Below are 25222 nucleotides of genomic sequence, written 5' to 3' on the forward strand. Positions count from 1 at the left end.
ACTTCAAAAGGATGATGAACATATGGAAATCATCTCTTTGGCTCTATTTACAAAAGATGTATCAAAGCTGTTTCATCTGTTATCAAAATTTTTTACCATTAAAAGGGATATATTATGGGGTTTTTAAGGGCTGACTAAGTAGTAGCAATTTAAGAACTGATTCAAAAATGAGTTGACTTGAAGTTTAAGCAGATTTTAACACCCCCCGTGGCCCCCCTCAAGGGGGGAGCCGCACGGAAATACTTGATTCTTTGAATTGATTGAACATATCGCTTTCTATTTTTTTTGCTTGATAATTGATAAAAGTTATAAAACTTAAAGTTCACTGCTAATTTAAATCTGTGAGAACTATCCCCTCGAGGGGATTATAGGGGTGTTGTTAGAGGAATCTGAAGGTGTCCCCTCTAAAACAAGAAGTCTTGTTTTAGAGTAGAAAAAAGATTGGGAGAAAATGAAGCAAGTGAAAATTACGTCTAAAAATATCATTTTGATAGATTCTATGGCATTTAATAGTATTTAAATGGTATATGGTTTTTTAACTGAAAATATGAAATTTATTATCAAAATAAAAAAAGCCTAATCCAACATCTCTTCCTTCAACTTCTCCCAATCCTCATTTTTATACTTCTGATAACAATGTTGATGATAACCATCGAGCTTTATCAGCGAATCAAAAAGTTTTACTTTTTCTGATTTATTCAAATTTCCCACTAAGTGTTGGCTGACTTCATTAGCTCTATTCATTATTGAAAAACTAGCTATTTTTCCTTTTTCAGTCAATTTCAAGTGCTTACTTCTTTTATCGGTTTCGTTTGATTTTTCTTCTATTATTCCATTTTTGACTAATCTCTTAATAGTTTCAAATATGGTGGTTTTTTCTTGCAGCGAATGATTGGCTACTTCTGATTTACTACAGCCTTCGTGGCTCATCACAAATAAAGCCACCCCAAATTCAGTTAAGTTATGGATGGGTTGATTTGCAAATGCTTTTTTTTCCCAAATTTGGGTAAAACTCATCATTCTACCCCAAACCCAACCGATATATTCGTCTAGTGAATTAGCAGGAAATGGAAAAGGCATTTTTTTGCTCATTTCTTCTAATTCATTTCCTGTTTCTTTTTTCTTCCCGCTTTCGACCAAACTTTCTCCAAACTCACCCATCGTGGCATTCGGATTCTTTTTTAAGAAATCCTGGTAGAGTTGAAGCAGTTTAATTCCGTTATCTAACATTTTCTGAAAAATTTTATTCTAATATTAAAACAACCTTGTAACAAAAATGTTATGAATTTGTAATAATATTAAATCTTAAACTTAAATATTAAAAATGAAACGTTACATTTTTGAGTTAATGGGTGCTGTTGTACTTTTTACGACCTTGTCTCAATCACTTTTTGCACAAGGGAAGGCTAGTTTTGGTGGTTATGTAAGAGATGCCAAAACGGAGGAAGCCCTTATTGGAGCAACGGTAATTATAGAAGGAACAGAATTAGGAGCAGTCACGAATGTGGAAGGCTATTATGAAATTAAAAATATTGAGCCCAAATCTTATAAGGTTACGGCTTCTTATGTAGGATATCAAAAAAGCTCAAAATTTAATGTTACGGTACGTTCAGGTGGTATTCCCAATGTTAATTTTGAATTATCAGAAGACGTGGAGCAGTTGGAAGGCGTAACAGTTCGGGCTAATCCATTTAATAAAAATGAAGAAACTCCACTTTCTATTCAAAAATTATCGCGAGAAGAAATAGCTACCTATCCAGGCGGAAATAACGATATAGCCAAAGTTGCACAATCTTTACCTGGAGTAAGTGGCTCAGTTGGTGGTTTTAGAAATGATATTATTATTCGAGGAGGTGCACCAAATGAAAATGTATATTATCTGGATGGAATTGAAATACCCAATATTAATCATTTCAGTACGCAAGGAAGTGCAGGTGGACCTGTTGGATTATTAAATGTCTCCTTTTTTGAAAGCGTTACCTTGTCTTCCAGTGCTTTTGCAAGTCAGTATGATAACGTGCTTTCTGGGGTCTTGCAATTCGACCAAAGAGATGGAAACAGAAGAGAATTTAGAAATAATTTTAGGTTGAGTAGTAGTGAAGCTGCTATCACCACAGAAGGTCCCTTATTTAAAAAGAAAGATGAAGAAAGCAGTAATACATCTTTCATAGCTTCAGTTAGAAGGTCTTATTTGCAATTATTATTTCAAGCCATAGACTTACCTTTTTTACCTGATTATTGGGACTATCAATATAAAGTCTCTCATAAATTTGATGATTATAATGAGTTGATTTTCACGGGTGTGGGTTCACTTGATGATTTGACTATCAATGCCCCTGATGATTTTGATGCAGAACAGCAAGCTGTTTTAGATCAAATCCCCGTCATTCAGCAATGGAGCACTACATCTGGTTTAAGCTGGAAACGCAGATTTCAAGATAATTCTGGTTATATGACTACAGCCTTAAGCACTAATATTTTGAATAATCAATTCGAACAGTTTGAAGATAATGTGAATCAGGAAGGATTGATATTTAGTAATAACTCTCAGGAACAGGAAGTGAAACTGCGTTATAACTTAACCAAATTTTTGAATGACTGGACTTTCAATACAGGTTTTATCGTGCAAGAAGCCATTTATTCCAATAATTCTGAATTGATAGATGAAAACAGAGGCTTTAGCTATGAGAACAGCTTAAACTTTACTCGCTACGGTTTGAATGGACAAGCCTCTCGCAACTTTGTAAATGATAGATTAGGCTTGTCGGCTGGTTTCAGAGTGGATGGAAATACTTTTACAGAAACAGGGAATGAAATATATAGAACATTCAGTCCCAGGTTTTCAGCTTCTTATACTTTTGATGAAAAACGGAAATGGACTATTAACGCTTCTGTCGGTAGATATTACAAAATCCCCCCTTATACAATTCTTGGATTCACAGACCAAAATGGTAATTATGCGAATCAGGATGCTGAATATATCCAAAGTGATCATTTGGTAGCTGGAATTGAATATTTGGTTACCCCTTCATCTCGCTTTAGCATTGAAGGTTTTTATAAAAAATATGATAACTATCCCGTATCTGTAGTGGATAGTGTTTCATTGGCTAATTTAGGTGGTGGGTTTTCCGTTTTGGGGAATGAAAATATTGAAAGCGTAGGATTGGGAAGGACTTATGGATTGGAATTTTTATACCAGAGAAAGCTGACCAAAGATTTCTATGCAATTTTAGCTTATACGCTTTATAGAAGTGAATTCACTGGATTTAATGAAGATGAATATCTGCGTTCCACTTGGGATAATCGAAACTTATTGACTTTTACCGGAGGCTATAAATTTGGTAATAATTGGGAGTTTAGTGCAAGAGTCCGTTACTTGGGAAGAACACCATTGGCACCTGTCGACCAAGAAGCAACATTAGAATCGTATCCAACCATAATCAGAGATTATTCCCGACAAGGTGATTTGTTATTAGACCCTTTCAATCAAACTGATATTAGGATTGATAAAAAATGGAATTTTGATAATTGGACTTTCAATATCTTTTTAGAAGTACAAAATGCATTTGCTCAAAAATTGCCTTCAGAGCCCAGTTTTGGACTTAATCGAAATGATGAGGGAGAAATACAACAACCTCGGCAATTGGTACGTATTGCAGATGTAAGTAATAGTTCCTTATTGCCGAATTTGGGGATAGTAATTGATTTTTAAATTAAACCTTTCTTATCTTAATTTCTACCAAATATTAGCTTAATTTTGAACTACGATTTATTCTGAAATCTAATTTCATGTTAGGTTTTGATGTCAATTGACCAAAAATTATAATAGTAGATGAAAATAACAGTAGTAGGAACAGGTTACGTAGGATTAGTAACAGGTACATGTTTTGCAGAAACGGGTAATCAAGTTACCTGTGTAGATATTGATGAAGCCAAAGTAAAGAAATTACAGTCTGGTAAAGTGACGATTTATGAGCCGGGCTTAGAGGTGATTTTCGAGCGAAATGTCAAACAAAACAGGTTGCATTTTACCACCAATCTTGGAGAAGGAATAAAAGGTGCTGAAGTTATATTCTTAGCATTGCCAACTCCCCCGGGTGGAGATGGTTCAGCAGATTTGAGATTTGTTCTAAAAGTAGCAGATGATTTAGGTCATATCTTGGAAAATTATGCAGTAGTAGTGGACAAAAGTACAGTTCCTGTGGGCACTGCTGATAAGGTGCATGCTGCTATTGCCAAAAATGCTAAAGTAGATTTTGATGTAGTTTCCAATCCGGAATTCTTAAGAGAAGGCGTGGCGGTAGACGATTTCATGAAACCTGATAGAGTAGTAATAGGAACCCAATCTCCTAAAGCCATCAAAATAATGGAAAGATTGTATGCTCCACTAGTTCGCCAGGGAAATCCAATCATTTTTATGGATGAGAAATCGGCTGAATTGACCAAGTATGCAGCCAATGCGTTTCTGGCAACCAAAATTACCTTCATGAACGAAATTGCCAACTTATGTGAGCTTCTAGGCGCTAACGTAGATATGGTAAGAAAAGGAATTGGAACCGATACCAGAATTGGTAAAAGATTTCTTTTTGCAGGTATAGGATATGGAGGAAGTTGCTTTCCAAAAGATGTACAAGCCTTGGCAAAATCTGCTAAAGATGCTAATTACGATTTCAAGATATTAAATGCGGTGATGGATGTAAATGCCAAACAAAAAACGCGTTTGATGGATAATTTAAACGGTTATTTCAAAAATGATTTGAAAGGCAAAACCATTGCAATGTGGGGATTGGCCTTTAAACCGAATACAGATGATATCAGAGAAGCACCAGCATTATACAATATAGAGGCTTTGATAGAAGCAGGCGCAAGAGTTCAGGCTTATGACCCAGAAGCCATGGAGAATGTTAAAGAACAAATAGGAGATAAAATAACCTACAGTGAAAATCCTAATGAGGCTTTAAAAGGTGCAGATGCATTAATGATTATGACCGAGTGGCCAGTGTTTAGAACGCCTGATTTTAGTGAGATTAAAAAGCAATTGAAGGAGCCATTGATTCTAGATGGAAGGAATTTATATGAAGTAGAGCAAATGAAAGAATTAGGCTTTACATATTTCAGCATAGGACGATAACTAATTATGGCTAAGGACAGAGTATTAATTACCGGAGCGGCAGGGTTTTTAGGTTCACACTTATGTGATCGATTTATTAAGGAAGGTTATGAGGTAATTGGGATGGATAACCTGATTACAGGTTCTATGGATAACATAGCTCATCTAATGGGAAATGAAGATTTCGAATTTTACCATCATGATATAAGTAAATATGTGCATGTACCAGGAGAGTTGAAATATATACTGCATTTTGCCTCACCCGCTAGCCCAATTGATTATTTAAAAATCCCTATCCAAACGTTGAAAGTGGGTGCGCACGGTACCCATAACTTGTTGGGGCTTTCCAAAGATAAGAAAGCAAGGATTTTAGTAGCCTCCACTTCCGAAGTGTATGGTGACCCGTTGGTGCATCCACAAAGGGAAGATTATTACGGAAATGTAAATCCAATTGGGCCGAGGGGAGTATATGACGAGGCTAAACGCTTTATGGAATCCATCACAATGGCTTACCATACCTATCATCAATTAGAAACACGGATTATACGAATTTTCAATACTTACGGTCCAAGAATGCGACTGAATGATGGACGAGTATTGCCCGCTTTCATCGGTCAGGCATTAAGAGGTGAAGATTTAACTATTTTTGGAGACGGTTCTCAAACTCGCTCTTTTTGCTATGTGGATGACTTAGTAGAAGGGATTTATAGATTACTCTTGAGTGATTATTCCGAACCGGTAAATATTGGCAATCCTGATGAGATTACGATTTCTGAATTTGCGGAGGAAATCATTAAGTTAACAGGTACCAAGCAAAAAGTGGTGTACGAAGTTTTGCCAAAAGATGATCCGAAGAAACGCCAGCCAGACATCACCAAAGCAAAAGAATTGTTAGGCTGGGAGCCAAAAGTCAGCAGGCAAGAAGGGTTAAAGATTACCTATGAATACTTTAAGTCTCTGGATAAAGACAAATTGTTCCAAAAGGAACATAAAGATTTTGAAAAATATATAGTGAAATAATGGCAAATAAAGTACTGGTTACGGGTGGATTAGGATATATAGGTTCTCATACTGTAGTTGAATTAATAAACCAAGGTTATGAACCTTTGATTATTGATAATCTTTCCAATAGTGATGTTTCTGTTTTGGATAGAATAGAAAAAATTACTGGAACTCGACCTGAATTTCATCAAGTTGAAATGCGTGATAAAGAGCAGCTTCAAGAAGTTTTTTGGAGTAACAATAATCAAATCGTAGGAGTTATCCATTTTGCAGCTGTCTTATTGGTAGGAGAATCTGTTGAACAGCCGTTGCATTACTATTTTAATAACCTGACATCTACTATCAATTTATTAGAATGCATGAATGAGTTTGATGTGAAATCCATCGTATTCTCATCCTCGTGCACAGTTTACGGAAATCCAGACCAGCTTCCTGTAAGCGAAAATGCTCCCATTAAACCAGCAATTTCTCCATATGGAAATACTAAAAAGGTATGCGAGGATATTTTGAAGGATGCAAGTAAAGCTCACCCCATCAAAGTAGTTTCTTTAAGATATTTTAATCCTATTGGTGCTCACGAATCTTCTTTAATAGGGGAGTTTCAATCAGGTCCCCCTCATCATTTAGTGCCTTTTATTACGGAAACTGCTACAGGTAAAAGGGAAAAGTTAAATATTTTTGGTGGCGACTGGAATACTCCAGATGGCACATGTGTACGTGATTACATTCATGTTTCTGATTTAGCGGAAGCACATATCAATGCAATGGAATTTGCTACCAAACAAGCCAATAATTCTTTTAATGTATTTAATGTCGGCTCTGGAGATGGTTATTCTGTTTTAGAAATGGTAAAAAGCTTCGAAAAAACTACCGGTATGAGAGTTCCTTACGAGATAGTGGATAGACGCCCAGGTGATGTGGAAGCAGTCTATGCAGATACTACTAAAGTCTCCAAAGAATTGGGTTTCAAAACTAAAAGAGGCCTGGATGAAATGTTAAAATCTGCATGGGATTGGGAGCAAGCTTTAGCTAAAGAGTAATTACCAATTACGAATTGGTTGATTACGAAATAGACTATTGGAATCTTATAGCTTTTTAGAATTAGATAGATTTTATTGAAATTTAACTAAATTCTTATTAGTTTTCCACAAAAACTAGCATGACGAAACTTCTATTTATTTTTGGTGTATCTATAGCCTTAATTTTTACATCCTGCTCATCTGAAAAGACAAATGAAAATATTAGCGATTCTGATATAGAGTTTAAGTTTGAGATAGTCGACTCTTTAACAGTTGATTATCTTGGAATGCCATTCTTATGCGATTTCTCCCCCAGTAAAGAGCGTGTGCTTTTATTTAATAGTAGAAATACTGAATTTATTATCACCGATTCTGAAGGAGAAATAATTAGTCAATTTACTAAAGAAGGTGATATTCCAGATAATCCAGGAATACTTGCAGACAAACCAATATTTTATGATAATCAGACTGTTATTGCCAGAGGTCTAAAAGGTGTTTTTGCATACGATTTTACCGGTGAAAATATCTGGAAAATTAGCACTGAAGAAAATCCAGATTTGTGGCTTGGTAGATTATCTGAACGAAGCATGTACTTATTATCTCCGTCAAAATATTTTACGATTATTAATTATGATGATTTAGCTGTAAACCCTTCTAATGATAGTCTATACGAAAACCATCAGATTTTAAAAATTATGAATAAAGAGTCTAGAAAATCTAAACCTGTGATTTCCCTAGAGACTTTTGGCCGCTTTTTGGATGGAAAAGGGTATCCTGCAATTAGTATGCTTCCAACAATTCATAAGAGAGAAAATAAATTACTCGTTAGTTATAAAAGAGATAAATTAATTTATTTATATGAATGGGAAAATTTATCATTTCATTTAAAAGACACTTTTTCTCTAACTGTTTCACCATTTTATCTGGATGAACCTAAGGAAAGAGAATCATTTAAGGATAATTCCAGCTTTATCATTTTGGAGAAGATACATCAAGGGAAAATAAAGGGGGCATGGTTACTTGACAATGATTTAATTTTGGTGCAGTATAATATTGGTATCAAAGAATCTGAGCGATTGAAGCCTAAAATTGAGAAGACAGGAATGAACGAACTGACAAACACCAACCAAAACGAAATGCCGCCAGACCAATTTCAACTATTTAGAAACGGCAAGAAGTACGGAGAGCCATTGGAAGCTAGATTAGCCTTTTCACATGTTGAATATGTGAAAGATAATGCTATTTGGTTCAAAAAAGATAACGAAGCGCTTAATATAGAAGATGACTATGCTGTTTTCTATAAAGCTAAATTGGTTGAAAAGAGATAGTTATCTGATTGTCAATAGATTTTAGCTTTTGTCTGTTATATTGATTCTAGAATCTAAATGTCTATTATCTCATTAATGAGTGACTTCAATAAACTTAGAAATCGCATTATATACCTCTTCCTCTTCTTCGAACATCCCCATATGACCTGATTCAGGAAGGTTTTTTAGGTAAGGATGGTTCATAAATTTGATTTGAGATTTGCTTAAAGCTACTGGAATACTGCTATCTTTTTCACCATATACAAAAAGAATAGATCCCTGAAATTCTTTAATGAAATCTAAGCTGTCACTTCGATCTCTCATCGCTAACATATAGTCGGTGAGTGTTTTTTCAGGGATTTTACTTCCTTCTTCTACTATAGATTGAATGGTTTCTTTTAGTCGATCTCTGTGCTTTTCGCCAAAGAGCATTGGTACAAAACTCTCAATAAATTTCGATACACCATGCTTTTGAATAAATTCGATAGATTTCTCTCTACCTATTTTTTTTTCTTCTGTATCTGCTAATGCTGTGGAATGAATTAAACCAATGTGAGAAACAATGTTAGAAAATCTTTTGGCGATTTCTAAAGTGACATATCCACCTAACGAATGTCCCATAATGATGCATTCGGAAACATTCAGTTTTTTGAGACAATCATAAACTGAATTGGCCACCATATCAAGACTTAGCTCATAGGGAAGACTGTCACTTTGCCCAAATCCAGGCAAATCAGGAGTTATTACCTTATATTTTTGAGATAATTTTTCCCTATAATGATTCCAAATTTTATGGGTTTCCCCATAACCGTGCAAAAAAACTACCGGATAACCTTTTCCGGATACTTCATAGTGAATGGTCATAGTTTAGCATGTAATGATTGTTCAACCATCTGAAGCGCTGTGGTAAAAATGCCTTCCGGATCAAAGTTGCATTCTGCATGTAATTCGTGTTGTTCACCATGCTCTACAACTCTATCTGGAATACCCAAACGTTTCACTTGTGAAGAATAATCATTTTCTGCCATAAATTCAAGTATTGCACTACCAAATCCTCCCATAAGGCATCCATCTTCTATGGTTATTACCTTTTTATACTGAGAAAACACTTCATGCAATAATTTTTCGTCTAGTGGTTTTACAAATCGCATATCAAAAACGCCCGCTTCGATCCCTTCTTTTGCAAGCCTTTCAGCAGCTTCCATTGCATAATTTCCTATATGGCCAATGCTCAATATTGCAATATCTTTACCTTTTCTAACTTGCCGACCCGTTCCAATTTCCATTTCCTCCATGGGCGTTCTCCATTCTGGCATGACACCTTTTCCTCTTGGGTATCGGATAGTGAACGCTTTCCCTTCTCTTGGTAACTGAGAAGTGAACATCATATTTCTTAATTCCGATTCGTTCATTGGGGAAGCCACAATCATATTAGGAATACATCGCATAAATGCGATGTCATAATTTCCGTGGTGAGTTGGTCCATCAGCTCCTGCAAAACCAGCTCTATCTAAAAAGAAATTTACGGGTAAATCTTGAATGCATACGTCATGAATTACCTGATCATAACCTCTTTGCATGAAAGTACTGTAAATATTACAGAATGGAATTAAGCCTTGAGTTGCTAATCCAGCTGAAAAAGTAACAGCATGTTGCTCCGCGATACCTACATCAAAGGCTCTGTCAGGCATGGCTTTCATCATAATATTTAATGAAGAACCAGACGGCATTGCAGGAGTAACCCCTACAATTTTATCATTTTGCTCTGCTAATTCAACTATCGTATGACCAAAAACATCTTGATACTTTGGTGCAGATGGTTTGTCGACAGGCTTTTTCTGGATTTCTCCCGTTATTTTATCAAATTTTCCCGGAGCATGCCATTTAGTTTGGTCTTTTTCAGCAGGGCCAAAACCTTTCCCTTTTGTAGTGACGCAATGCAATACCTTAGGACCTGGGATGTCTTTTAAGTCTCTTAAAACATGAACTAAGTGATTTACATCATGGCCATCAACAGGACCGAAATATCTTAAATTTAAGGATTCAAATAAGTTACTTTGCTTTAATAAAAATGATTTTATGCTGTTTTCTAATTTTCCAACAACTTCTTGAGCACTTTTTCCGAATCCGCTTACCTTACCTAATAATTTCCAAACATCATCACGCATTCTATTGTAAGTATGTGAAGTGGTGATATCCGTCAAATATTCTTTTAAGGCACCTACATTGGGATCAATTGACATGCAATTATCATTCAAAATGATAATCATATTGGCATCAGAAGCACCTGCGTGATTCATGCCTTCAAATGCCATTCCACCTGTCATAGCGCCATCTCCAATTACGGCAATGTGTTGTTTGTTAAATTCGCCTTTTAGGTTTGAAGCTAAAGCCATACCCAAAGCTGCTGAAATTGAAGTAGAAGAGTGTCCTACTCCAAACGCATCATATTCACTCTCTTTTCTTTTTGGAAAACCTGAGATTCCATTATATACCCGATTGGTATGAAACTGCTCTTTTCTTCCTGTTAGAATTTTATGTCCGTATGCCTGATGACCTACATCCCAGATTACCTGATCTTCAGGTGTGTTAAAGACGTAATGAAGGGCTGTAGTTAATTCAACAACTCCTAAACTTGCACCGAAATGCCCACCATAAATTGATACATTATCTATGATAAATTGTCGTAATTCTTGGCTTAATTGGACTAATTGAGATTGATTGAGTTTCCTGAGATCAGCAGGGCTGTCAATCTTTGATAAAAGTTCTCCGGGTTGAATAAGCATATTATTTCTAACGTTTAATGCAGAAAACAAATACTTTATGTAAATGTTTCTATCTAATTAAATTTTGCCTCAAATCTTTTCGGGCTTGAATTTAATCATTGTGTTGAAAGTTCATCATTACCAAATAGATTATGAATCATTTCAATCTACAAATTACCGAATTTTTTATGTTATAAACGCAAAATTCCAATAAAATACTGCCGAACATCTGCAATCTTTTCAAATTCGATTATCTTTGAAATCTTAGAACACTTAAATAACCATCAGCATTGAGTTTTGAAATAAAACTGCCGCTTTTTGAGGGCCCCTTTGATTTGCTTCTTTTCTTCATTGAAAGGGATGAATTGGATATTTATGATATTCCAATTTCTAGAATCACCAATGATTTTTTAGATTACCTTAAGCATTTGGAGCAAATGAATATTGAGGTAGCAAGTGAATTTATTTTGGTGGCTTCAACCCTAATGCGTATCAAAGCAAAAATGCTTTTACCTCGTCCCCAAATGGATGAAGAAGGAAATGAGATTGACCCCAGAGAAGAACTGGTTAGACATCTACTAGAATATAAAAAGTACAAATCCGTTTTACAGGAGCTTTCAGACATGGAAGGTCAGATGCAGGAGAAAGAGAAGCGTGGAAATGTTAAGAAAGAAGTAAAAATGCTTTCGGAAACGGTAAATGTGGAAGCAGAACTTCAGAATGTAGATTTATATAAACTTTTAAGAGTTTTTAGAGATGTGATGGCTCGCTATGAATTGGAGAAAAATAAGCCTTCCCACAAGGTAGTTCAATATCCTTACACCATTGAAGCACAGAAAGATCACATTATCGGAAAATTGGCAAGAGATGGAAAAATAGCATTTACTTTTTTTATTGAAGAGAAGCCTGAAAAGATAGCTGTGATTTTTAATTTTTTAGCCATCTTAGAATTATTGCAAAGTTCATTGATTAGCATTACGGTGGGAGAGGGATTTAATAATTTTTGGCTGGAGAAAACCGAAACTATTGCTGAATGAAGTTAGAAAAGGATAAAATATTCAAGACCTTAAATCCAAATAAGGTATGGATTCCAGTTTTATTGGGCGTTTCAATAGTTGCTTTTCTATTTTATCAGGATGATTCTGTGACCTTGGAAAATCTTTTTTTGATTTTCGAGGCGGAAATTGTTCCTGTAACTCTTGCTTTTTTTGTGTTATTTGCACGTGATGTTGGTTATGTATACCGAATTCGAATGATTACGGGCAAAAAACTGACCTGGAAAAGCAGTGTTTATGTTATCATTCTTTGGGAATTTGCCTCTGCTGTAACACCTTCAGTGGTAGGAGGAACTGCTGTTGCAGTTTTTATTTTAATGAAAGAAGGTTTGAAATTTGGGAAGGCACTCGCCTATACCATGATTACCGCCATCTTCGATAATTTATATTTTGTAGTGATGGCCCCCATCGTATATCTGATTGCTTCTGGTCATATTTTCCCTCAAAATTCCATGATTGAAAGCCAATTGGGTAGAAGCTTGCCTACATTGTTTATCATTAGTTATTCTCTTATCGCGGCTTATACTTTTGTAATGGCTTTTGCTGTTTTAGTAAATCCGAGATGGTTCAGGTGGATATTATTAAAAATTACGTCCATAAAATGGTTAAGAAGATGGAGGCACGGAGCTTATGAGCAAGGGTCAGAAATTATGTTGGCCTCCAAAGAATTAAGGGGAAGGGATTTTTCTTATTGGTTAAAAATATCACTTTCCACCATTTTTATATGGACTGCACGTTATGCTATGCTGAATTGTGTTATAGAAGCATTTTCTAATCAAAGTTTCTTTGACCATATTGTGATTTTTGCACGCCATGTGGTGATTTGGATCACGATGCTGGTTTCTCCAACTCCTGGCAGCAGCGGAACAGCTGAATTTATTTTTACGCAATTCTTCAAAGAAGATTTAGGTTCTGTCACTTTTATTACTAATATTTTTTGGCGTTTGATGACATATTATCCCTATCTGTTTTTGGGTGCACTTGTACTACCTAGATGGATTACAAAAGTGTTTAAAAAGAAGAAGAAGAAATAATTTAGATTTTGGTAGTTTTAATGTTGTCAAAGGCATATTCAAAACGGGTGTGCCAGCATGGTATTTCCTTTAGTTTAAAGTGTACTTAATTAAACTTTTGATGTATTAACTGGATTCATAATCAGTATTTAAATAAGATTTCATATGCTAATTACAGATAAATTAATGTATTAACATTAAGAGATTAGACCTTCAAAAGCCTTTAAACTGCCTCACATTTTCAGCTTCATACCAAACGTATCCAGTTTTATGTTAAGCTTGTTTTGCTAATGTGCGACAACTCCTAATCCCACCATTCGTAATCCATAAGTATAATTGAAATTCTATAACTTGATTTTATGCAAATCAATCAAATTAAAGAGACTTGTCTTTACATCAAAGATTTAGAAAAAGCAAAGGAGTTTTATCATGGTAAACTTGGATTGCCCATTATTACTCATGCTCCAGATAAGTTGATTTTTTTTCGGTCGGGAAGTTCAGTTTTGCTTTGCTTTAATCCTGTCTTTAGTGAGGATCAAGAAGTTCCGCCACCGCATTTTGCAAGAGGGAAGCAGCATATTGCCTTTGAAATTCCAGCTGAGGATTATGATTCTGCTAAAGTAGAACTAGAGAACAAAGGTATAATGATATCTTATGAACACGAATGGCCAAACGGTAAATTATCTGCTTATTTTGAAGACCCAGAAGGACATGTGTTAGAAATTGTACCGACTGGACTTTGGGACAAAGCTTAATTTATCCTAAAAGCAAATTAAACCTTTCAGGTTTTTATAAAATCACTGTTTTATAGATTGATATTAGCTAGACATACTAATTAGCTGCATATCTAGAATGTCATTCTTAATTACCTAATTTAAAATTAAACCAAAAGCGCTCCTTTTTTCTTCAAAGCTTCTTCCACATAGTCAAAAGTGGAAAGTAGTTCTGGTTTGCTGTCAACAATCGCTACATCATGTTCGAAGTGAGCTGAATATCTTCCATCTGCTGTTACGATTGACCAGCCATCCGCTAGTTGCTTGATGCTTCTTCCGCCCAGGTTAATCATTGGCTCAATGGCCAATACCATTCCTTCTTTCAACTTCGCACCTCTGCCTCTTTTACCATAATTGGGAACTTCAGGAGATTCGTGCATTTTTCTACCTAAACCATGGCCTACTAACTCTCTTACCACACCGTAGCCATGTTTCTCCGCATGATTTTGAATAGCAAAACCAATATCGCCAATTCTATTACCTGCTTTACATTCTTCCACTCCCAAATACAAAGATTCTTTCGTGATTTTCAGCAATTTCTCTATTTCAGGTTTTACTTCACCAACCGCAAAGGTATAGGCATGGTCACCATAAAAACCATTCATTTTTACACCGCAATCAATAGAAATGATATCACCCTCTTTCAAAGGATTTTTATTAGGGAATCCGTGCACCACTTGTTCGTTGGGGCTCATACAAAGCGTATTTGGAAAATCATACATGCCCAAAAAACCTGGTTCACCACCATTATCCCTGATGAATTCTTCCGCTTTTTTATCCATCTCCAGCGTAGTGATGCCCGGCTCAAGCATTTGAGCCATCAGTCCCAAGGTTTTGGAAACTAGCAAAGCGCTTTTGCGCATCAATTCAATCTCTTCTTTATTTTTTAAATGAATCATTTCATCAAATCTTTTAATTTTTCCCAAAAGCTTTTTTCAGGAAGTGTGTATTCAACTGGATTATTGCCTAATAGTTCCCAGACTTTACTCCAGCCCAAAAATCCGCCTACGTTGCGGTCATCGACAAAGTAATCCACATTAAGCTTTCGGCTTTGTCCCAGCTCCAATTCTTCTTCAGGGAAGTTTTTATTGACAGCATAAAATTCAACGCCATGCTTTTTGCAAAATTCTACTGCTTCCTGCAAAGATTTACCCTCGCGTACTGTCCATAAAATCAGTTGGTGCTGCTGTTGTTGCAAAGCCTTTAATGTCTCAAAAGCAAATAGCTGAGGCTTCCCGATACCTGGGTAACGGTCTTCTACTATAGTGCCATCAAAATCAACTGCTATCTTCATCTATCTAATTTTTTTGCTCGAAAATTTTTGTTTGGCAATCAATTTAAAAATTGCTAAATCTGTTCTCGAATAATAGGTCGATCGCAGACCGGTTTACTTTGCTTTGTATTTTGCTCTTATTTCTGCTTTCAAACAAAGGCGGTCATAAATCATTTCCGCCAGCTTTTCAGGAACTTTTTCCGTTCCAGGTTGCAAAGTTAAGGCAAATTCTTTTTCCGACACATCAATACGGTACATTATCTGCACGAGTTTTTGAAAGTCTGAATCTAATAAGTGAGAAATATAGGGACTGAGCTTCTCAATAAAGGGTTGTTTATGGAAGGATTGTTCCGGACTGAGTTCAAAATCAGGAATTAATTTTTGGGAAACAGTAATGAGCTCTTTGTGGTAATCCATGCATTGGAATTTACTACAAAGCTATAAAAATGGGCTCAATTATGAAATCCCACCCACCCGCATTTGTGCTTCCATAAATGCAAGGAAGAAAGCTAAGAAACAGTTGTATTTGGATCCTTATATGGTTGTGAAGACACAACCATAGGCGAAGGAGAGCTAATAAATTCAATTTGAGGTTTAAATGCTGGACTCCAATAAGGAATTTTGGTTTTGATACTGAAAATCAAACCAATAGGCGTAATCTTGATATTCTACACAGTCGGGAAGGGAAATATCATTGATTTCCATTTTCATCATAATAGAAGTTGGAACCCACATCGCAAAAAGTTCTTGTTGCTCGTAAGGTAGACTAGAAATTTGGATGAAATTAATGCCTTGGTGGAAATTCGGACTTGCTTTTAGCATTGTTTTGGGTTTTTGATTTTTACAAATGTATAAATTTATAACCGACTTACTATTAAGTGTTTGTTAATAGTTTGTGAAGTTTTAAAGATTAGTTCAATTGTATTTACATTAGTCAATTTTTGGTTTATTTCACGGTTTTTAACATAAAATTCGCTTATTTCGTGTTTCTACTTTTTACTTATGGAGTATTTGGAAGCATTTGATTCGATTAGACCTTATAAAGATTCAGAAGTGAATGAAGCCGTTCAGCGCTTTATTCAGCATCCATTTTTTGATCAGGTAACTCAAAGAGTTTTTCCTGATAAATCAGCTGATAAGCTCAAAGAAGCATTGATTGAGGTCAAAAGCATAGAGGATTTTCAGAAAGTAATGATGTATCCCACCGCGCGAAGGGTGCTCGACAATAGCTCCGAGGGCATTTCACACGATGGTTTTGATAAAATTAATCCTGATAAATCTTATCTTTTTATTTCTAATCACCGAGATATAGTGCTGGATTCCACTATATTAAATGTTTTACTTTTTGAATTAGGAATTAACACCACTGAAGTCGCTATTGGAAATAACTTATTGGTTAATCAGTGGGTAACAGACCTGGCAAAATTAAATAAGAATTTCACTGTCAACCGAAATATCCCGCCAAGGGAGATGTATTCTTACTCGCAAACGCTTTCTGCTTACATCCGACATACTCTTTTGGAACGCAAAACTTCCATTTGGATAGCTCAGCGAGAGGGTAGAACTAAAGATGGTGATGACCAAACCCAACAAGGCTTGTTAAAAATGATTGGCTTAAGTGGCGGAAAAGAGTTTTATGAAAATTATGCTCCTTTAAGAATGGCTCCAATGGCTATTTCTTATGAATATGATCCTTGTGATGTGTTGAAAGCAAGAGAGTTAACTTCAAAGCTGGCTGGACGGCCTGTCGAAAAAACTCCCGAAGATGATTTGCAAAGTATGATTGCGGGCATAACAGGCGTGAAGGGGAGAGTTCATATTTCCATAGGGAAAGTAGTAGATGAAAAATTGCAGGAGATTCGCGAAATCAAAAATAAAAATGACCAAATGCAAGCCCTAGCCGATTTGATTGATCAGCGAGTGCATAAAAGCTATAAACTTTGGCCGAATAATTTCATTGCCTATGATTGGTTGTACAACACTCGTTTTTCTGATCATTATTCCAAAGAGGAGGCTGAAAAATTTGAAGCCTATCTTCATAAGCAAGCAGACCGTTTTTCAGCAAATTTCAATGATTTGAAAGACCCTTTGCTTGCTATGTATGCAAATCCTGTTCGGAATAAACTGAAAGTAGAGGGACTGGTGGAGAGTGATTTGTAAAGCCCCCTACCCCCCAAAGGTGGAAAAACAGTGAAATCTCCTCTCATTTTGATTTGATGTGACTAATCCTAAATAAATTTTTATAATGCAGGCTGATTAATGAGTTTAAACCTCAATTCGTCTGCTTTATCAATCTGGTAGTTCTATGCCCTCGAGGGGATTATAGAGATCTTGTTTGACTAGCTGAAAGGGTAACGCATTTAGGTTTGAATGCTTACGTGCTTCCATTTTCATTGTTAGAGTAGAATGTCATCCTCGCGCAGGCGGGGATCCTATTTATTGAAACTCTGTTTCAATAATTTGTTAGTGAATCAATCTGATTAATACTTCAATCAGAGATTAAAATTAACAGACCCCTGACTGCTCAGGGATGACGATCTTTTCTATCTATTAGCTATAAAAGTATCTTTTCATCTTAAAAGGACTTTTATGCTGAACGGGCTTAAGATTAATATTTATAAAAAACATCAAATCCAATCCTACAAAACCTTTGCTCTTACTTCAAACACCATATCAGCGGTTATGTCAGTATCAGAACTAACAGATTCACGGGTTACAACTTCGAACTGGAGGTCATAAGTGCTTTTTTTGATGTATTCATCTAAATTGGCACCCGTTGTTTCCAATTCTAATACACTGCCGATATTCTCTGGGATATCCGTAATTTCTGCGATTAGGGTAGGACCCTCAGTATCATTTGAGATGGAAATGGATAAGCTTTTCATAAAACTGAATGTTCTGTCATTCGGATTGTTAATTGTAAGTGTCAGTGCACTTAAATTTACATTTTCCACCAAATCTGCTCTGGTATTATTGTTCTCAAATGTTTGTTGAGAAGAGGTATTAACATCAGGTGTACCAATATCAAACGGTAGGTTTATTCCTGATGCACCAGGCACCGTAAATTCAACTGAATTATTAATATTGAAAGTCGTAATGTCCTCGATGGTTTCCTGGATATTGCATCCTGAGAAAAATAGTAATGCTGCGATTAATGCAAAAAAGTTAAGCTTCATAAGTTAAAAAATTTTGATTCTGTTGTAAAGGTACGGCTTATTAATGGAACTGGATGTAGTGTCTCCATTTTTCTAGTACAGTCATGAAATCTTCAGGGAGCTCAGAATCGAACTGAACCACCTTATTTTGCGATGGATGAACAAAACCCAATGATTTGGCATGCAAAGCTTGTCTTGGAATAATTTTTAAACAATTATCCACAAATGATTTATATTTTGAAAATTGTGTTCCTTTCAATATTTTATCACCCCCATAGGTTGCATCATTAAAGAGCGGATGACCAATATATTTCATATGTGCTCTAATTTGGTGTGTGCGACCTGTTTCTAAATTGCATTGTATTAGCGTAACATATCGTAATCTTTCCAACACTTTATAATGTGTAATAGCGGTTCTGCCAAAATCGCCCTCCGGAAAAGCGTCAGTGATTCTTCGGTCCTTAAAACTTCTACCGAGGTTTACGTCTATAGTACCTTCGTCCTCTTCTACATCGCCCCAAACTAATGCATAATACGTCCTTTCAATGCTATGGTCAAAAAACTGTTTGGCCAAATGGGTCATAGATTTTTCAGTTTTGGCTATTACCAGCAAACCTGAGGTATCTTTATCTATTCTGTGCACCAATCCTGGTCGACCTTCATTGCCTTCCATTTCTGGTAATTGCTGAAAATGATAAGCTAATGCATTCACCAAAGTACCTTCCCAGTTTTGATGAGCTGGATGTACCACCATGCCAGCTTCTTTGTTTACAATGAGTAAATCTGAATCTTCATGGACAATATTTAAAGGGATATTTTCTGCTTTTACATCCGTATCTCGTGGAGGCTCAGGCAGTGCAATGCGTATATTATCATTGGGGTGAATTTTGTAATTTGGTTTTATGCTTTCACCATTTACCTGCACAAAACCATCTTTAATTGCTTTTTGTACTTTGTTTCGAGTTACATTAGGTAGTCTGTCCATTAAAAATTTATCGATTCGCAATAAATCTTGCTTGGGGTCTACTTTTATCTGATGATGTTCGAATAATCCATCATCTTCAAGTTCATTTTTTGAGATATCTTCCTGCATAATTTCTTTCAGATTGCAAAGTTAGCAAAAAGATAGTGCGAACGAACATAACATTTATTTTGATTGAAGATTAAAAAGTCAGATATTTATTCCGGTGTATGATAATAAAATGATGTTAAAGTATTTTTGCAGTATATTATTATTGTTTTCAGCAGTATTTTGCCAAGCACAATCTGTATGGGACAAATTGAATAATGATCCATTCAAAACGTCTCAAGCATATGTTGGCTTCCGAGCAGGGGGAAATCTCACCAATATTAATGTTATAAATCGCTACTCTTTAATTAAGCCAACCAACTCGCTTGATGAAGGTTTATATGATAAAAAATATCAGGAAGCGGAGAATATTGGTATTATATATGGTATATCATTTTTATATCAATTTGAACAGCGACTGGTTTTGGGTACTAATGTCAGTCTAAATCAAATTCGTTTTCAATATCAACAGGAACAGCCAGGTTCTACTCGCAGTGTTAATTTCACGCATGGTCATAATATTAATTATTTTGATGTTCCTGTGTTTTTCAGATTTATGTTTAGGCAGATTAATAGTCGATTTTGGGATAAATCAAACCGAAAACCCGAAGTTCCGCCAGTGATCCCATTTGTTCAGGCGGGCTTAAATTTTTCTGTGTTGTTAAATGCAAATAAAGATTATTCTAAATATACTACTCAAAATGGAATTGAAAGTCAGGAATATGACAAAACAGAGGATATTAAATCCATCATGGCACCTTATACAGTAGGTGCCTTTATCGGAGCTGGTACTCGAGTTAGGTTAGGTACTTTTTATCTTACAGCAGAGGCTAATTATCGACATGGATTAACTAATGCTAATAATCCAAATGCGCGTTATCAAAATGATAATTTGCAAAATGAGGCTTATGATATCATGGATGATTTTAGTTTTCAATCAATAGAGGCCGTTTTTAGTCTTATTTTCCCTTTAAAATATTTAAGCAAGAAAGAATTTTTACCGGTTGAGATATGAGATCTATTATCATTTTATTATCGGCTGTATTATTAATTTCTTGTCAGGAAGAGGTATTGGAATTTACTCCTACTGAGAAGTTTAACAGTATTTTTGATAATCCTTCAGAGGGTCTAAATTTTGCACCATTGGATATTATGGAGACAGAAGAAGGTGGTTTTTTGGTTCTATCAGAATTAGCAAATGGCAGTATTTTTATTTTGAAAGTAACGAATAGGGGAGACTTTCAATGGAGCGAACAATTATCTACTCAGTTTCAGAATCCAGTTGCTAGTATGGTTCAGAGAGCAGGTGAATATTATTTTATGGCGGGTACCGCACCTCAAAATACAGCAACCATATTTAAAATAAATGATTTAAACCAAAATATTGAAGCGGCCAGAATTTATAATGGCTATCGAAAGCCATTAGCTTTTAGTGCTTTAGGAGAAAGTGATTATTTATTACTGTCTTTCAACGATACTACTGGTACAGTACTTAGCAAAATTCAGGAGGGATTTGCAATGGAATGGGCGAGAAAATTTGATGAGCTTGAAAACGCCCATCAGCTTTTACAAGCTTATGAAAATAATAATAGGTCAGATTTTTTTGTTGGAAGCTTGAATGCCGGGGGTATAATTTACTTTAATTCACTTCGAGATAATGGAGTGAATTTAACTTACACTAACGATTTAGGGATCGAAACGGGAAGAATTAGAACAGGTCAGCGAAATATGATTAATTCCTTCGTTCCAGATAATGCTGGGGGAATAGCTGTAAATTATATTTTGAATGGTCAACCTTATTTTATTAATAACTATGATCCTGTAGCAAATGACTCGGTCAATCTTCAAGTCGTAGGGGGAAGAATACAAGAAGATAGATTAACAATTCAGAAAGCAATTTCTACATCCATTACTATTGGTAGTTTTGAATATGTAATAAATGCCTATACCACTTTGAATGGTCGAATAAAGTTAAATTTTTATGATACAGCGACAGGAAATCAAGTTGCCATTAAATATTTAGGTGGCATTGATCCATTACAAGTCATTAAATTAATTCCTACTGCTGATGAAGGATTAGCGATTTTATCGAGAATCACAATTGCAGGGGCTAAAGAGCGTATTAATGTGGTAAAAATACCGAAATCAGAATTATTAAATTTGCTGTAAAAAAGCTAACCATTTAGAAAGTTGTCTCGTTATCAGTCCATTATGAAAAAATCTACTTTTCTATTCATTCTTTTATTTATCAGTACACTTAATCTGCAGCTCTTTGCTCAAAGGGCTGAAATGAAAATCATTAGAGTACCCGAATTGGAAGATATCATGGAAGGGAGTGATGATAAAATTCAAGTCATTAATTTTTGGGCTACCTGGTGCAAACCCTGTATAAAAGAGCTTCCTTATTTTGTAAAGGCGCAAAACAAATTTCCTGATGTTGAATTCATTTATATGAGTATTGACTTTTCAGAAAACGCAGCTAAAGCCGAAAAATTCGCAATTAAAAAGGGCTTGAATCCAGAAGGACTTTACTTAATTGATGATGTAGATTATAACTCCTGGATAGATAAGGTTTCGCCTGAGTGGTCTGGTGCTATTCCGGCCACTTTGATTATAAAAAATGGGAAAAAGTACTTTTATGAAAAGGAGTTTCATGAAGGGGAATTGGAAGATTTGATTCAATAAGAACTAAATTTAAATTATATACATATGAAAAAGTTAATTGCATTATCGTTTGTACTGCTTGCTTTGGTAGCTTTTAGTTTTAAAAATGGAGGGTATGACGTTGGGGATAAAGCCACAGATTTCTCTCTTAAAAATGTAGATGGAAAGATGGTTTCGATGGAATCATTTGAAGATGCTAAAGGATTTATGATTGTATTTACATGTAACTCATGTCCATACTCTGTGTTATATGAAGATAGAATTATCGAACTTCATGAGAAATATGCCGCTAAAGGAGTGCCTGTTATTGCCATCAATCCTAATGATGATGAAAAATCTCCTAAAGATTCATTCGACAAAATGAAGGTGAGAGCTAAAGAAAAAGAATTTCCATTCTCTTATGTATATGATGAAACTCAAGAAATTACCAAAGCTTATGGTGCTACCAATACTCCACATGTATATGTATTAGATGCTGACCGAAATGTTAGATACATTGGAGCAATTGATAATAATACCAAATCAGCTGCAGCTGCAGATAAGAAATACGTAGAGGATGCCGTAGATGCAATTCTTAATGGAGAGGAAGTTCCTGAGAAGAAAACTAAAGCAATTGGATGCACTATCAAGTGGGCATCTTGATCAATTTTCTAAATTTTATTTAAATGAAAAGCTGGCAAAATTGTCAGCTTTTTTTGATTGATTTTCAATTAGTTTGTTAGTACAGTTAGGTTATACCATGTTTTTTATGTGGAATCTAATTTCATTCTTTTGTAACTAATTTTTGTTTTTTACGCTTAAGCTAGTCAACACTAAACTTTTTATAAAATGAAAAAAGCAATTCTTGTATTACCCTTTTTAATTTTAAGCTCATTTTTTGTGAATGCTCAAGAGGATCAGAGTGGAATTAGAGCTTCCCTAAATCTTTCAAATTTGTATGTTGATAATGTGGATGATGAAAATTCGAAGCCTGGTTTTGCTGTCGGTTTTTATTTCCGTAAAAACGTAGGAGATTTTGTAAGTATTCAGCCTGAAATTAATTACAGTTTAAAAGGTTCTCAAATTAACTATGATGGTGTCCTTGGAAACGGAAAGTATCGATTTAATCTTTCATATATAGAGATACCAGTTTTAGCTAATTTCCATGTAGGAGAAAGCTTATATTTTAGTGCTGGGCCTTATATAGCTACACTTATTGCTGCCAAAACGAAACACTTAGATGGCGATGGCTCTGTAAATGGTGTAAAAGAGTATGATCGTGATGATTTCAATACTTTCGATTATGGAGTTGCTGCAGGGGTTGGCTTTGACTTTGCAGGTGGGACTGCTGGCGTTCGATACAACTACGGTTTGGTGGAAGTAGCACCCGAAAGAGACGCTTTAGATAATGGTAAAAATTCAGTATTACAATTTTTTATTGGCTTTAGCTTTTAATTTATAAAAAATACCAAGATTTTATAAGGCACAGTTGCGATTAGCAGCTGTGCTTTTTTCGTTTTAAGATACCATCTCCAGCAAATCGTCCAGGTATTTTCGGGTATTGGATAATCTTGGTACCTTATTTTGCCCTCCTAATTTACCTCTTTTTCTCATCCATTCGTAAAAAGTGCCACGTGCTACTTGATGAATTTCTAAGCAGTGTAAGGCAATATCTTTATGTCTTTTGGCATCGTAATCAGAATTAATTTTCCTGATTTCATCATCCAATAATTTCTCAAATTCCTGAAGGTTTGTGGGCTCTTTTTCAAACTCAATCACCCATTCATGTGCTCCGCTTTTTCCATGTTCCAAATATTTTGGAGCAGCTGTAAAATTTTCAATTATTACTCCGGTTTTAGTACAAGCTTCAGCAATGGCTTTTTCAGCATTTTCAATCATAAGCTCTTCTCCGAAAGCATTGATAAAGTGCTTGGTTCTTCCGCTAATTTTTATTCTGTAGGGTTCTATAGACGTAAAACGAATAGTGTCTCCAATTCTGTAGCGCCACAAACCAGCATTGGTGCTAATGACGATTTCATATACTTTATGAAGTTCTACATCAGCTAAGCGTATTGTTTTAGGCTGTTCTTGGTCAGCATTTTCTAAAGGAATGAACTCATAAAAAATGCCGTAATCTAACATGAGCAGCATTTCATCTGAATTCATAACGTCCTGAATACCAAAAAAGCCCTCTGAGGCATTATAGGTTTCCAGGTAATTCATTTTCGGAGATTTGATTAAGTCTTTAAAAAGTGGCTGATAGGGAACAAAGGAGACTGCCCCGTGAATAAACAACTCTAAATTAGGCCATACTTCTGAGATATCATCTTTTCCGCTTAGCTCTAATATTCGTTGCAATAGTACCACAGTCCAGGTAGGTACACCTGTAAGGCTTGTCACATCTTCCTTCATAGTGGCTTTAGCCATTGCTTCAATTTTACCTTCCCATTCGTCCATCAGTGCTATTTCAAGACTAGGTGTTCGGATGATTTGCACCCAAAAAGGAAGGTTTTTCATGATAACAGCTGAAACGTCCCCATAAAAGGAGTTGGAATTATTATCAAATTGATTGACTTGCTGGCTTCCGCCTATGCTTAAGTTTTTGCCTGTAAAAAGTCTTGAATCCGGATTGTTATTTAAGTAAATGGATAGTAAATCTTTCCCGCCTTTAAAATGGCAATCTTCTAAAGATTCATCTGAAACGGGTATGAATTTGCTTCTATCATTTGTAGTTCCTGAAGATTTTGAAAACCACCGAATTTCTGTGGGCCATAAAATGTTTTGCTCTCCTTTTAAAAGCTGATCGATATAAGGAAATAATTCTTCGTATGTATGAAGTGGAACTCGTTCTTGATAGTCTTTAAAGTTTTTTAAATCATCAAAATGATATTCTTTACCGAAGTTCGTATTCCTCGCTCTATAAATTAGTTTTTGAAGCACTTCGCTTTGTACTTCGTTTGGGTATTTCATGAAAAGCTCCACTTCGTGAATTCTTTTTTTCATTACCCAAGTCATGATAGAGTGCAGGAATTCCATAG

Annotated in this window: 24 protein-coding genes; 14 read left to right on the top strand and 10 right to left on the bottom strand. The window is 35.4% G+C overall.

What is annotated here, in order from left to right; all coding sequences use genetic code 11:
• Nucleotides 1-576: 576 nt before the first annotated feature.
• Complete coding sequence (locus VFM92_RS13680; protein WP_325122791.1) at nucleotides 577-1230, bottom strand: MarR family winged helix-turn-helix transcriptional regulator; 654 nt, start codon at nucleotides 1228-1230, stop codon at nucleotides 577-579.
• Between the two features lie 94 nt (nucleotides 1231-1324).
• Here VFM92_RS13680 and VFM92_RS13685 point away from each other — a divergent pair, with 94 nt between their 5' ends.
• The 5 genes from VFM92_RS13685 (at nucleotide 1325) to VFM92_RS13705 (ending at nucleotide 8459) form a co-directional block, all read left to right on the top strand.
• Nucleotides 1325-3712 carry a TonB-dependent receptor gene (locus VFM92_RS13685; RefSeq protein ID WP_325122792.1) on the top strand — a complete coding sequence of 796 codons (2388 nt, stop codon included), beginning with the start codon at nucleotides 1325-1327 and terminating at the stop codon, nucleotides 3710-3712.
• Nucleotides 3713-3832: 120 nt separating this feature from the next.
• The gene (locus tag VFM92_RS13690; protein WP_325122793.1) at nucleotides 3833-5131 is read left to right on the top strand and encodes a UDP-glucose/GDP-mannose dehydrogenase family protein; all 1299 of its coding nucleotides are present in this window, start codon (nucleotides 3833-3835) and stop codon (nucleotides 5129-5131) included.
• Nucleotides 5132-5137: 6 nt separating this feature from the next.
• Nucleotides 5138-6130, top strand: coding sequence for a UDP-glucuronic acid decarboxylase family protein (locus tag VFM92_RS13695; RefSeq protein ID WP_325122794.1), 993 nt, complete (start codon nucleotides 5138-5140; stop codon nucleotides 6128-6130).
• Nucleotides 6130-7152 carry a UDP-glucose 4-epimerase GalE gene (gene galE, locus VFM92_RS13700; RefSeq protein WP_325122795.1) on the top strand — a complete coding sequence of 341 codons (1023 nt, stop codon included), beginning with the start codon at nucleotides 6130-6132 and terminating at the stop codon, nucleotides 7150-7152. Before VFM92_RS13695 ends, galE begins: the two co-directional genes overlap by 1 nt.
• A 119-nt stretch (nucleotides 7153-7271) precedes the next feature.
• Nucleotides 7272-8459, top strand: coding sequence for a hypothetical protein (locus VFM92_RS13705; protein ID WP_325122796.1), 1188 nt, complete (start codon nucleotides 7272-7274; stop codon nucleotides 8457-8459).
• Between the two features lie 72 nt (nucleotides 8460-8531).
• Here the strand turns inward: VFM92_RS13705 and VFM92_RS13710 are convergent, their stop codons facing one another.
• Complete coding sequence (locus VFM92_RS13710; protein ID WP_325122797.1) at nucleotides 8532-9302, bottom strand: alpha/beta hydrolase; 771 nt, start codon at nucleotides 9300-9302, stop codon at nucleotides 8532-8534.
• Nucleotides 9299-11224 (bottom strand): 1-deoxy-D-xylulose-5-phosphate synthase, encoded by a 1926-nt coding sequence (gene dxs, locus VFM92_RS13715; protein ID WP_325122798.1) that lies wholly within the window; start codon nucleotides 11222-11224, stop codon nucleotides 9299-9301. Before dxs ends, VFM92_RS13710 begins: the two co-directional genes overlap by 4 nt.
• A 269-nt stretch (nucleotides 11225-11493) precedes the next feature.
• On the opposite strand from dxs, the gene VFM92_RS13720 reads away from it, so the two are divergent.
• From VFM92_RS13720 to VFM92_RS13730, 3 genes are all read left to right on the top strand, one after another.
• Nucleotides 11494-12240 carry a segregation and condensation protein A gene (locus VFM92_RS13720; RefSeq protein WP_325122799.1) on the top strand — a complete coding sequence of 249 codons (747 nt, stop codon included), beginning with the start codon at nucleotides 11494-11496 and terminating at the stop codon, nucleotides 12238-12240.
• Nucleotides 12237-13292, top strand: a complete 1056-nt coding sequence (locus VFM92_RS13725) for a lysylphosphatidylglycerol synthase transmembrane domain-containing protein (RefSeq protein ID WP_325122800.1) — start codon at nucleotides 12237-12239, stop codon at nucleotides 13290-13292. Before VFM92_RS13720 ends, VFM92_RS13725 begins: the two co-directional genes overlap by 4 nt.
• Nucleotides 13293-13630: 338 nt before the next feature.
• On the top strand, nucleotides 13631-14026 hold the full coding sequence (locus VFM92_RS13730; RefSeq protein ID WP_325122801.1) for a VOC family protein: 396 nt from the start codon (nucleotides 13631-13633) through the stop codon (nucleotides 14024-14026).
• A 125-nt stretch (nucleotides 14027-14151) separates the two neighbouring features.
• Here VFM92_RS13730 and map read toward each other — a convergent pair whose 3' ends face one another.
• From map to VFM92_RS13750, 4 genes are all read right to left on the bottom strand, one after another.
• A complete protein-coding gene (gene map / locus VFM92_RS13735) occupies nucleotides 14152-14943 on the bottom strand; it encodes a type I methionyl aminopeptidase (protein WP_325122802.1) in 792 nt (263 codons plus the stop codon).
• A complete protein-coding gene (locus tag VFM92_RS13740) occupies nucleotides 14940-15338 on the bottom strand; it encodes a BT0820 family HAD-type phosphatase (protein ID WP_325122803.1) in 399 nt (132 codons plus the stop codon). The genes map and VFM92_RS13740 overlap by 4 nt, the downstream gene beginning before the upstream one ends.
• 93 nt (nucleotides 15339-15431) lie before the next feature.
• Nucleotides 15432-15734, bottom strand: a complete 303-nt coding sequence (locus VFM92_RS13745) for a hypothetical protein (protein WP_325122804.1) — start codon at nucleotides 15732-15734, stop codon at nucleotides 15432-15434.
• Nucleotides 15735-15911: 177 nt separating this feature from the next.
• Nucleotides 15912-16139: a hypothetical protein gene (locus VFM92_RS13750; protein WP_325122805.1), complete on the bottom strand. Its 228-nt coding sequence runs from the start codon at nucleotides 16137-16139 to the stop codon at nucleotides 15912-15914.
• 180 nt (nucleotides 16140-16319) lie between these two features.
• Here VFM92_RS13750 and VFM92_RS13755 point away from each other — a divergent pair, with 180 nt between their 5' ends.
• Nucleotides 16320-17477: a 1-acyl-sn-glycerol-3-phosphate acyltransferase gene (locus tag VFM92_RS13755; RefSeq protein ID WP_325122806.1), complete on the top strand. Its 1158-nt coding sequence runs from the start codon at nucleotides 16320-16322 to the stop codon at nucleotides 17475-17477.
• 479 nt (nucleotides 17478-17956) lie between these two features.
• Here VFM92_RS13755 and VFM92_RS13760 read toward each other — a convergent pair whose 3' ends face one another.
• Together VFM92_RS13760 and VFM92_RS13765 are read right to left on the bottom strand one after the other, a co-directional pair.
• Nucleotides 17957-18493 (bottom strand): hypothetical protein, encoded by a 537-nt coding sequence (locus VFM92_RS13760; RefSeq protein ID WP_325122807.1) that lies wholly within the window; start codon nucleotides 18491-18493, stop codon nucleotides 17957-17959.
• A 40-nt stretch (nucleotides 18494-18533) separates the two neighbouring features.
• Nucleotides 18534-19565 (bottom strand): RluA family pseudouridine synthase, encoded by a 1032-nt coding sequence (locus VFM92_RS13765; protein ID WP_325122808.1) that lies wholly within the window; start codon nucleotides 19563-19565, stop codon nucleotides 18534-18536.
• Between the two features lie 109 nt (nucleotides 19566-19674).
• Here VFM92_RS13765 and VFM92_RS13770 point away from each other — a divergent pair, with 109 nt between their 5' ends.
• From VFM92_RS13770 to VFM92_RS13790, 5 genes are all read left to right on the top strand, one after another.
• Nucleotides 19675-20556: an outer membrane beta-barrel protein gene (locus tag VFM92_RS13770; protein ID WP_325122809.1), complete on the top strand. Its 882-nt coding sequence runs from the start codon at nucleotides 19675-19677 to the stop codon at nucleotides 20554-20556.
• Nucleotides 20553-21710, top strand: coding sequence for a hypothetical protein (locus VFM92_RS13775; RefSeq protein WP_325122810.1), 1158 nt, complete (start codon nucleotides 20553-20555; stop codon nucleotides 21708-21710). The genes VFM92_RS13770 and VFM92_RS13775 overlap by 4 nt, the downstream gene beginning before the upstream one ends.
• Nucleotides 21711-21830: 120 nt before the next feature.
• On the top strand, nucleotides 21831-22226 hold the full coding sequence (locus VFM92_RS13780; RefSeq protein ID WP_325122811.1) for a TlpA disulfide reductase family protein: 396 nt from the start codon (nucleotides 21831-21833) through the stop codon (nucleotides 22224-22226).
• 24 nt (nucleotides 22227-22250) lie between these two features.
• Nucleotides 22251-22847, top strand: a complete 597-nt coding sequence (locus VFM92_RS13785) for a thioredoxin family protein (protein ID WP_325122812.1) — start codon at nucleotides 22251-22253, stop codon at nucleotides 22845-22847.
• A 186-nt stretch (nucleotides 22848-23033) separates the two neighbouring features.
• Nucleotides 23034-23639: a porin family protein gene (locus tag VFM92_RS13790; protein WP_325122813.1), complete on the top strand. Its 606-nt coding sequence runs from the start codon at nucleotides 23034-23036 to the stop codon at nucleotides 23637-23639.
• Between the two features lie 63 nt (nucleotides 23640-23702).
• On the opposite strand, the gene VFM92_RS13795 is transcribed toward VFM92_RS13790, so the two are convergent.
• Nucleotides 23703-25220, bottom strand: a complete 1518-nt coding sequence (locus VFM92_RS13795) for a GH3 auxin-responsive promoter family protein (protein ID WP_325122814.1) — start codon at nucleotides 25218-25220, stop codon at nucleotides 23703-23705.
• Nucleotides 25221-25222: the final 2 nt, after the last annotated feature.

The organism is Marivirga sp. (assembly GCF_035704835.1).
Classification (GTDB): domain Bacteria; phylum Bacteroidota; class Bacteroidia; order Cytophagales; family Cyclobacteriaceae; genus Marivirga.

Bases quoted from the DNA above. Each gene is read 5' to 3' on its own strand.
- VFM92_RS13680 (WP_325122791.1), bottom strand. From the start codon at position 1,230: ATGTTAGATAACGGAATTAAACTGCTTCAACTCTACCAGGATTTCTTA.
- VFM92_RS13685 (WP_325122792.1), top strand. From the start codon at position 1,325: ATGAAACGTTACATTTTTGAGTTAATGGGTGCTGTTGTACTTTTTACG.
- VFM92_RS13690 (WP_325122793.1), top strand. From the start codon at position 3,833: ATGAAAATAACAGTAGTAGGAACAGGTTACGTAGGATTAGTAACAGGT.
- VFM92_RS13695 (WP_325122794.1), top strand. From the start codon at position 5,138: ATGGCTAAGGACAGAGTATTAATTACCGGAGCGGCAGGGTTTTTAGGT.
- galE (WP_325122795.1), top strand. From the start codon at position 6,130: ATGGCAAATAAAGTACTGGTTACGGGTGGATTAGGATATATAGGTTCT.
- VFM92_RS13705 (WP_325122796.1), top strand. From the start codon at position 7,272: ATGACGAAACTTCTATTTATTTTTGGTGTATCTATAGCCTTAATTTTT.
- VFM92_RS13710 (WP_325122797.1), bottom strand. From the start codon at position 9,302: ATGACCATTCACTATGAAGTATCCGGAAAAGGTTATCCGGTAGTTTTT.
- dxs (WP_325122798.1), bottom strand. From the start codon at position 11,224: ATGCTTATTCAACCCGGAGAACTTTTATCAAAGATTGACAGCCCTGCT.
- VFM92_RS13725 (WP_325122800.1), top strand. From the start codon at position 12,237: ATGAAGTTAGAAAAGGATAAAATATTCAAGACCTTAAATCCAAATAAG.
- VFM92_RS13730 (WP_325122801.1), top strand. From the start codon at position 13,631: ATGCAAATCAATCAAATTAAAGAGACTTGTCTTTACATCAAAGATTTA.
- map (WP_325122802.1), bottom strand. From the start codon at position 14,943: ATGATTCATTTAAAAAATAAAGAAGAGATTGAATTGATGCGCAAAAGC.
- VFM92_RS13740 (WP_325122803.1), bottom strand. From the start codon at position 15,338: ATGAAGATAGCAGTTGATTTTGATGGCACTATAGTAGAAGACCGTTAC.
- VFM92_RS13745 (WP_325122804.1), bottom strand. From the start codon at position 15,734: ATGGATTACCACAAAGAGCTCATTACTGTTTCCCAAAAATTAATTCCT.
- VFM92_RS13750 (WP_325122805.1), bottom strand. From the start codon at position 16,139: ATGCTAAAAGCAAGTCCGAATTTCCACCAAGGCATTAATTTCATCCAA.
- VFM92_RS13755 (WP_325122806.1), top strand. From the start codon at position 16,320: ATGGAGTATTTGGAAGCATTTGATTCGATTAGACCTTATAAAGATTCA.
- VFM92_RS13760 (WP_325122807.1), bottom strand. From the start codon at position 18,493: ATGAAGCTTAACTTTTTTGCATTAATCGCAGCATTACTATTTTTCTCA.
- VFM92_RS13765 (WP_325122808.1), bottom strand. From the start codon at position 19,565: ATGCAGGAAGATATCTCAAAAAATGAACTTGAAGATGATGGATTATTC.
- VFM92_RS13770 (WP_325122809.1), top strand. From the start codon at position 19,675: ATGATGTTAAAGTATTTTTGCAGTATATTATTATTGTTTTCAGCAGTA.
- VFM92_RS13775 (WP_325122810.1), top strand. From the start codon at position 20,553: ATGAGATCTATTATCATTTTATTATCGGCTGTATTATTAATTTCTTGT.
- VFM92_RS13780 (WP_325122811.1), top strand. From the start codon at position 21,831: ATGAAAATCATTAGAGTACCCGAATTGGAAGATATCATGGAAGGGAGT.
- VFM92_RS13785 (WP_325122812.1), top strand. From the start codon at position 22,251: ATGAAAAAGTTAATTGCATTATCGTTTGTACTGCTTGCTTTGGTAGCT.
- VFM92_RS13790 (WP_325122813.1), top strand. From the start codon at position 23,034: ATGAAAAAAGCAATTCTTGTATTACCCTTTTTAATTTTAAGCTCATTT.
- VFM92_RS13795 (WP_325122814.1), bottom strand. From the start codon at position 25,220: ATGGAATTCCTGCACTCTATCATGACTTGGGTAATGAAAAAAAGAATT.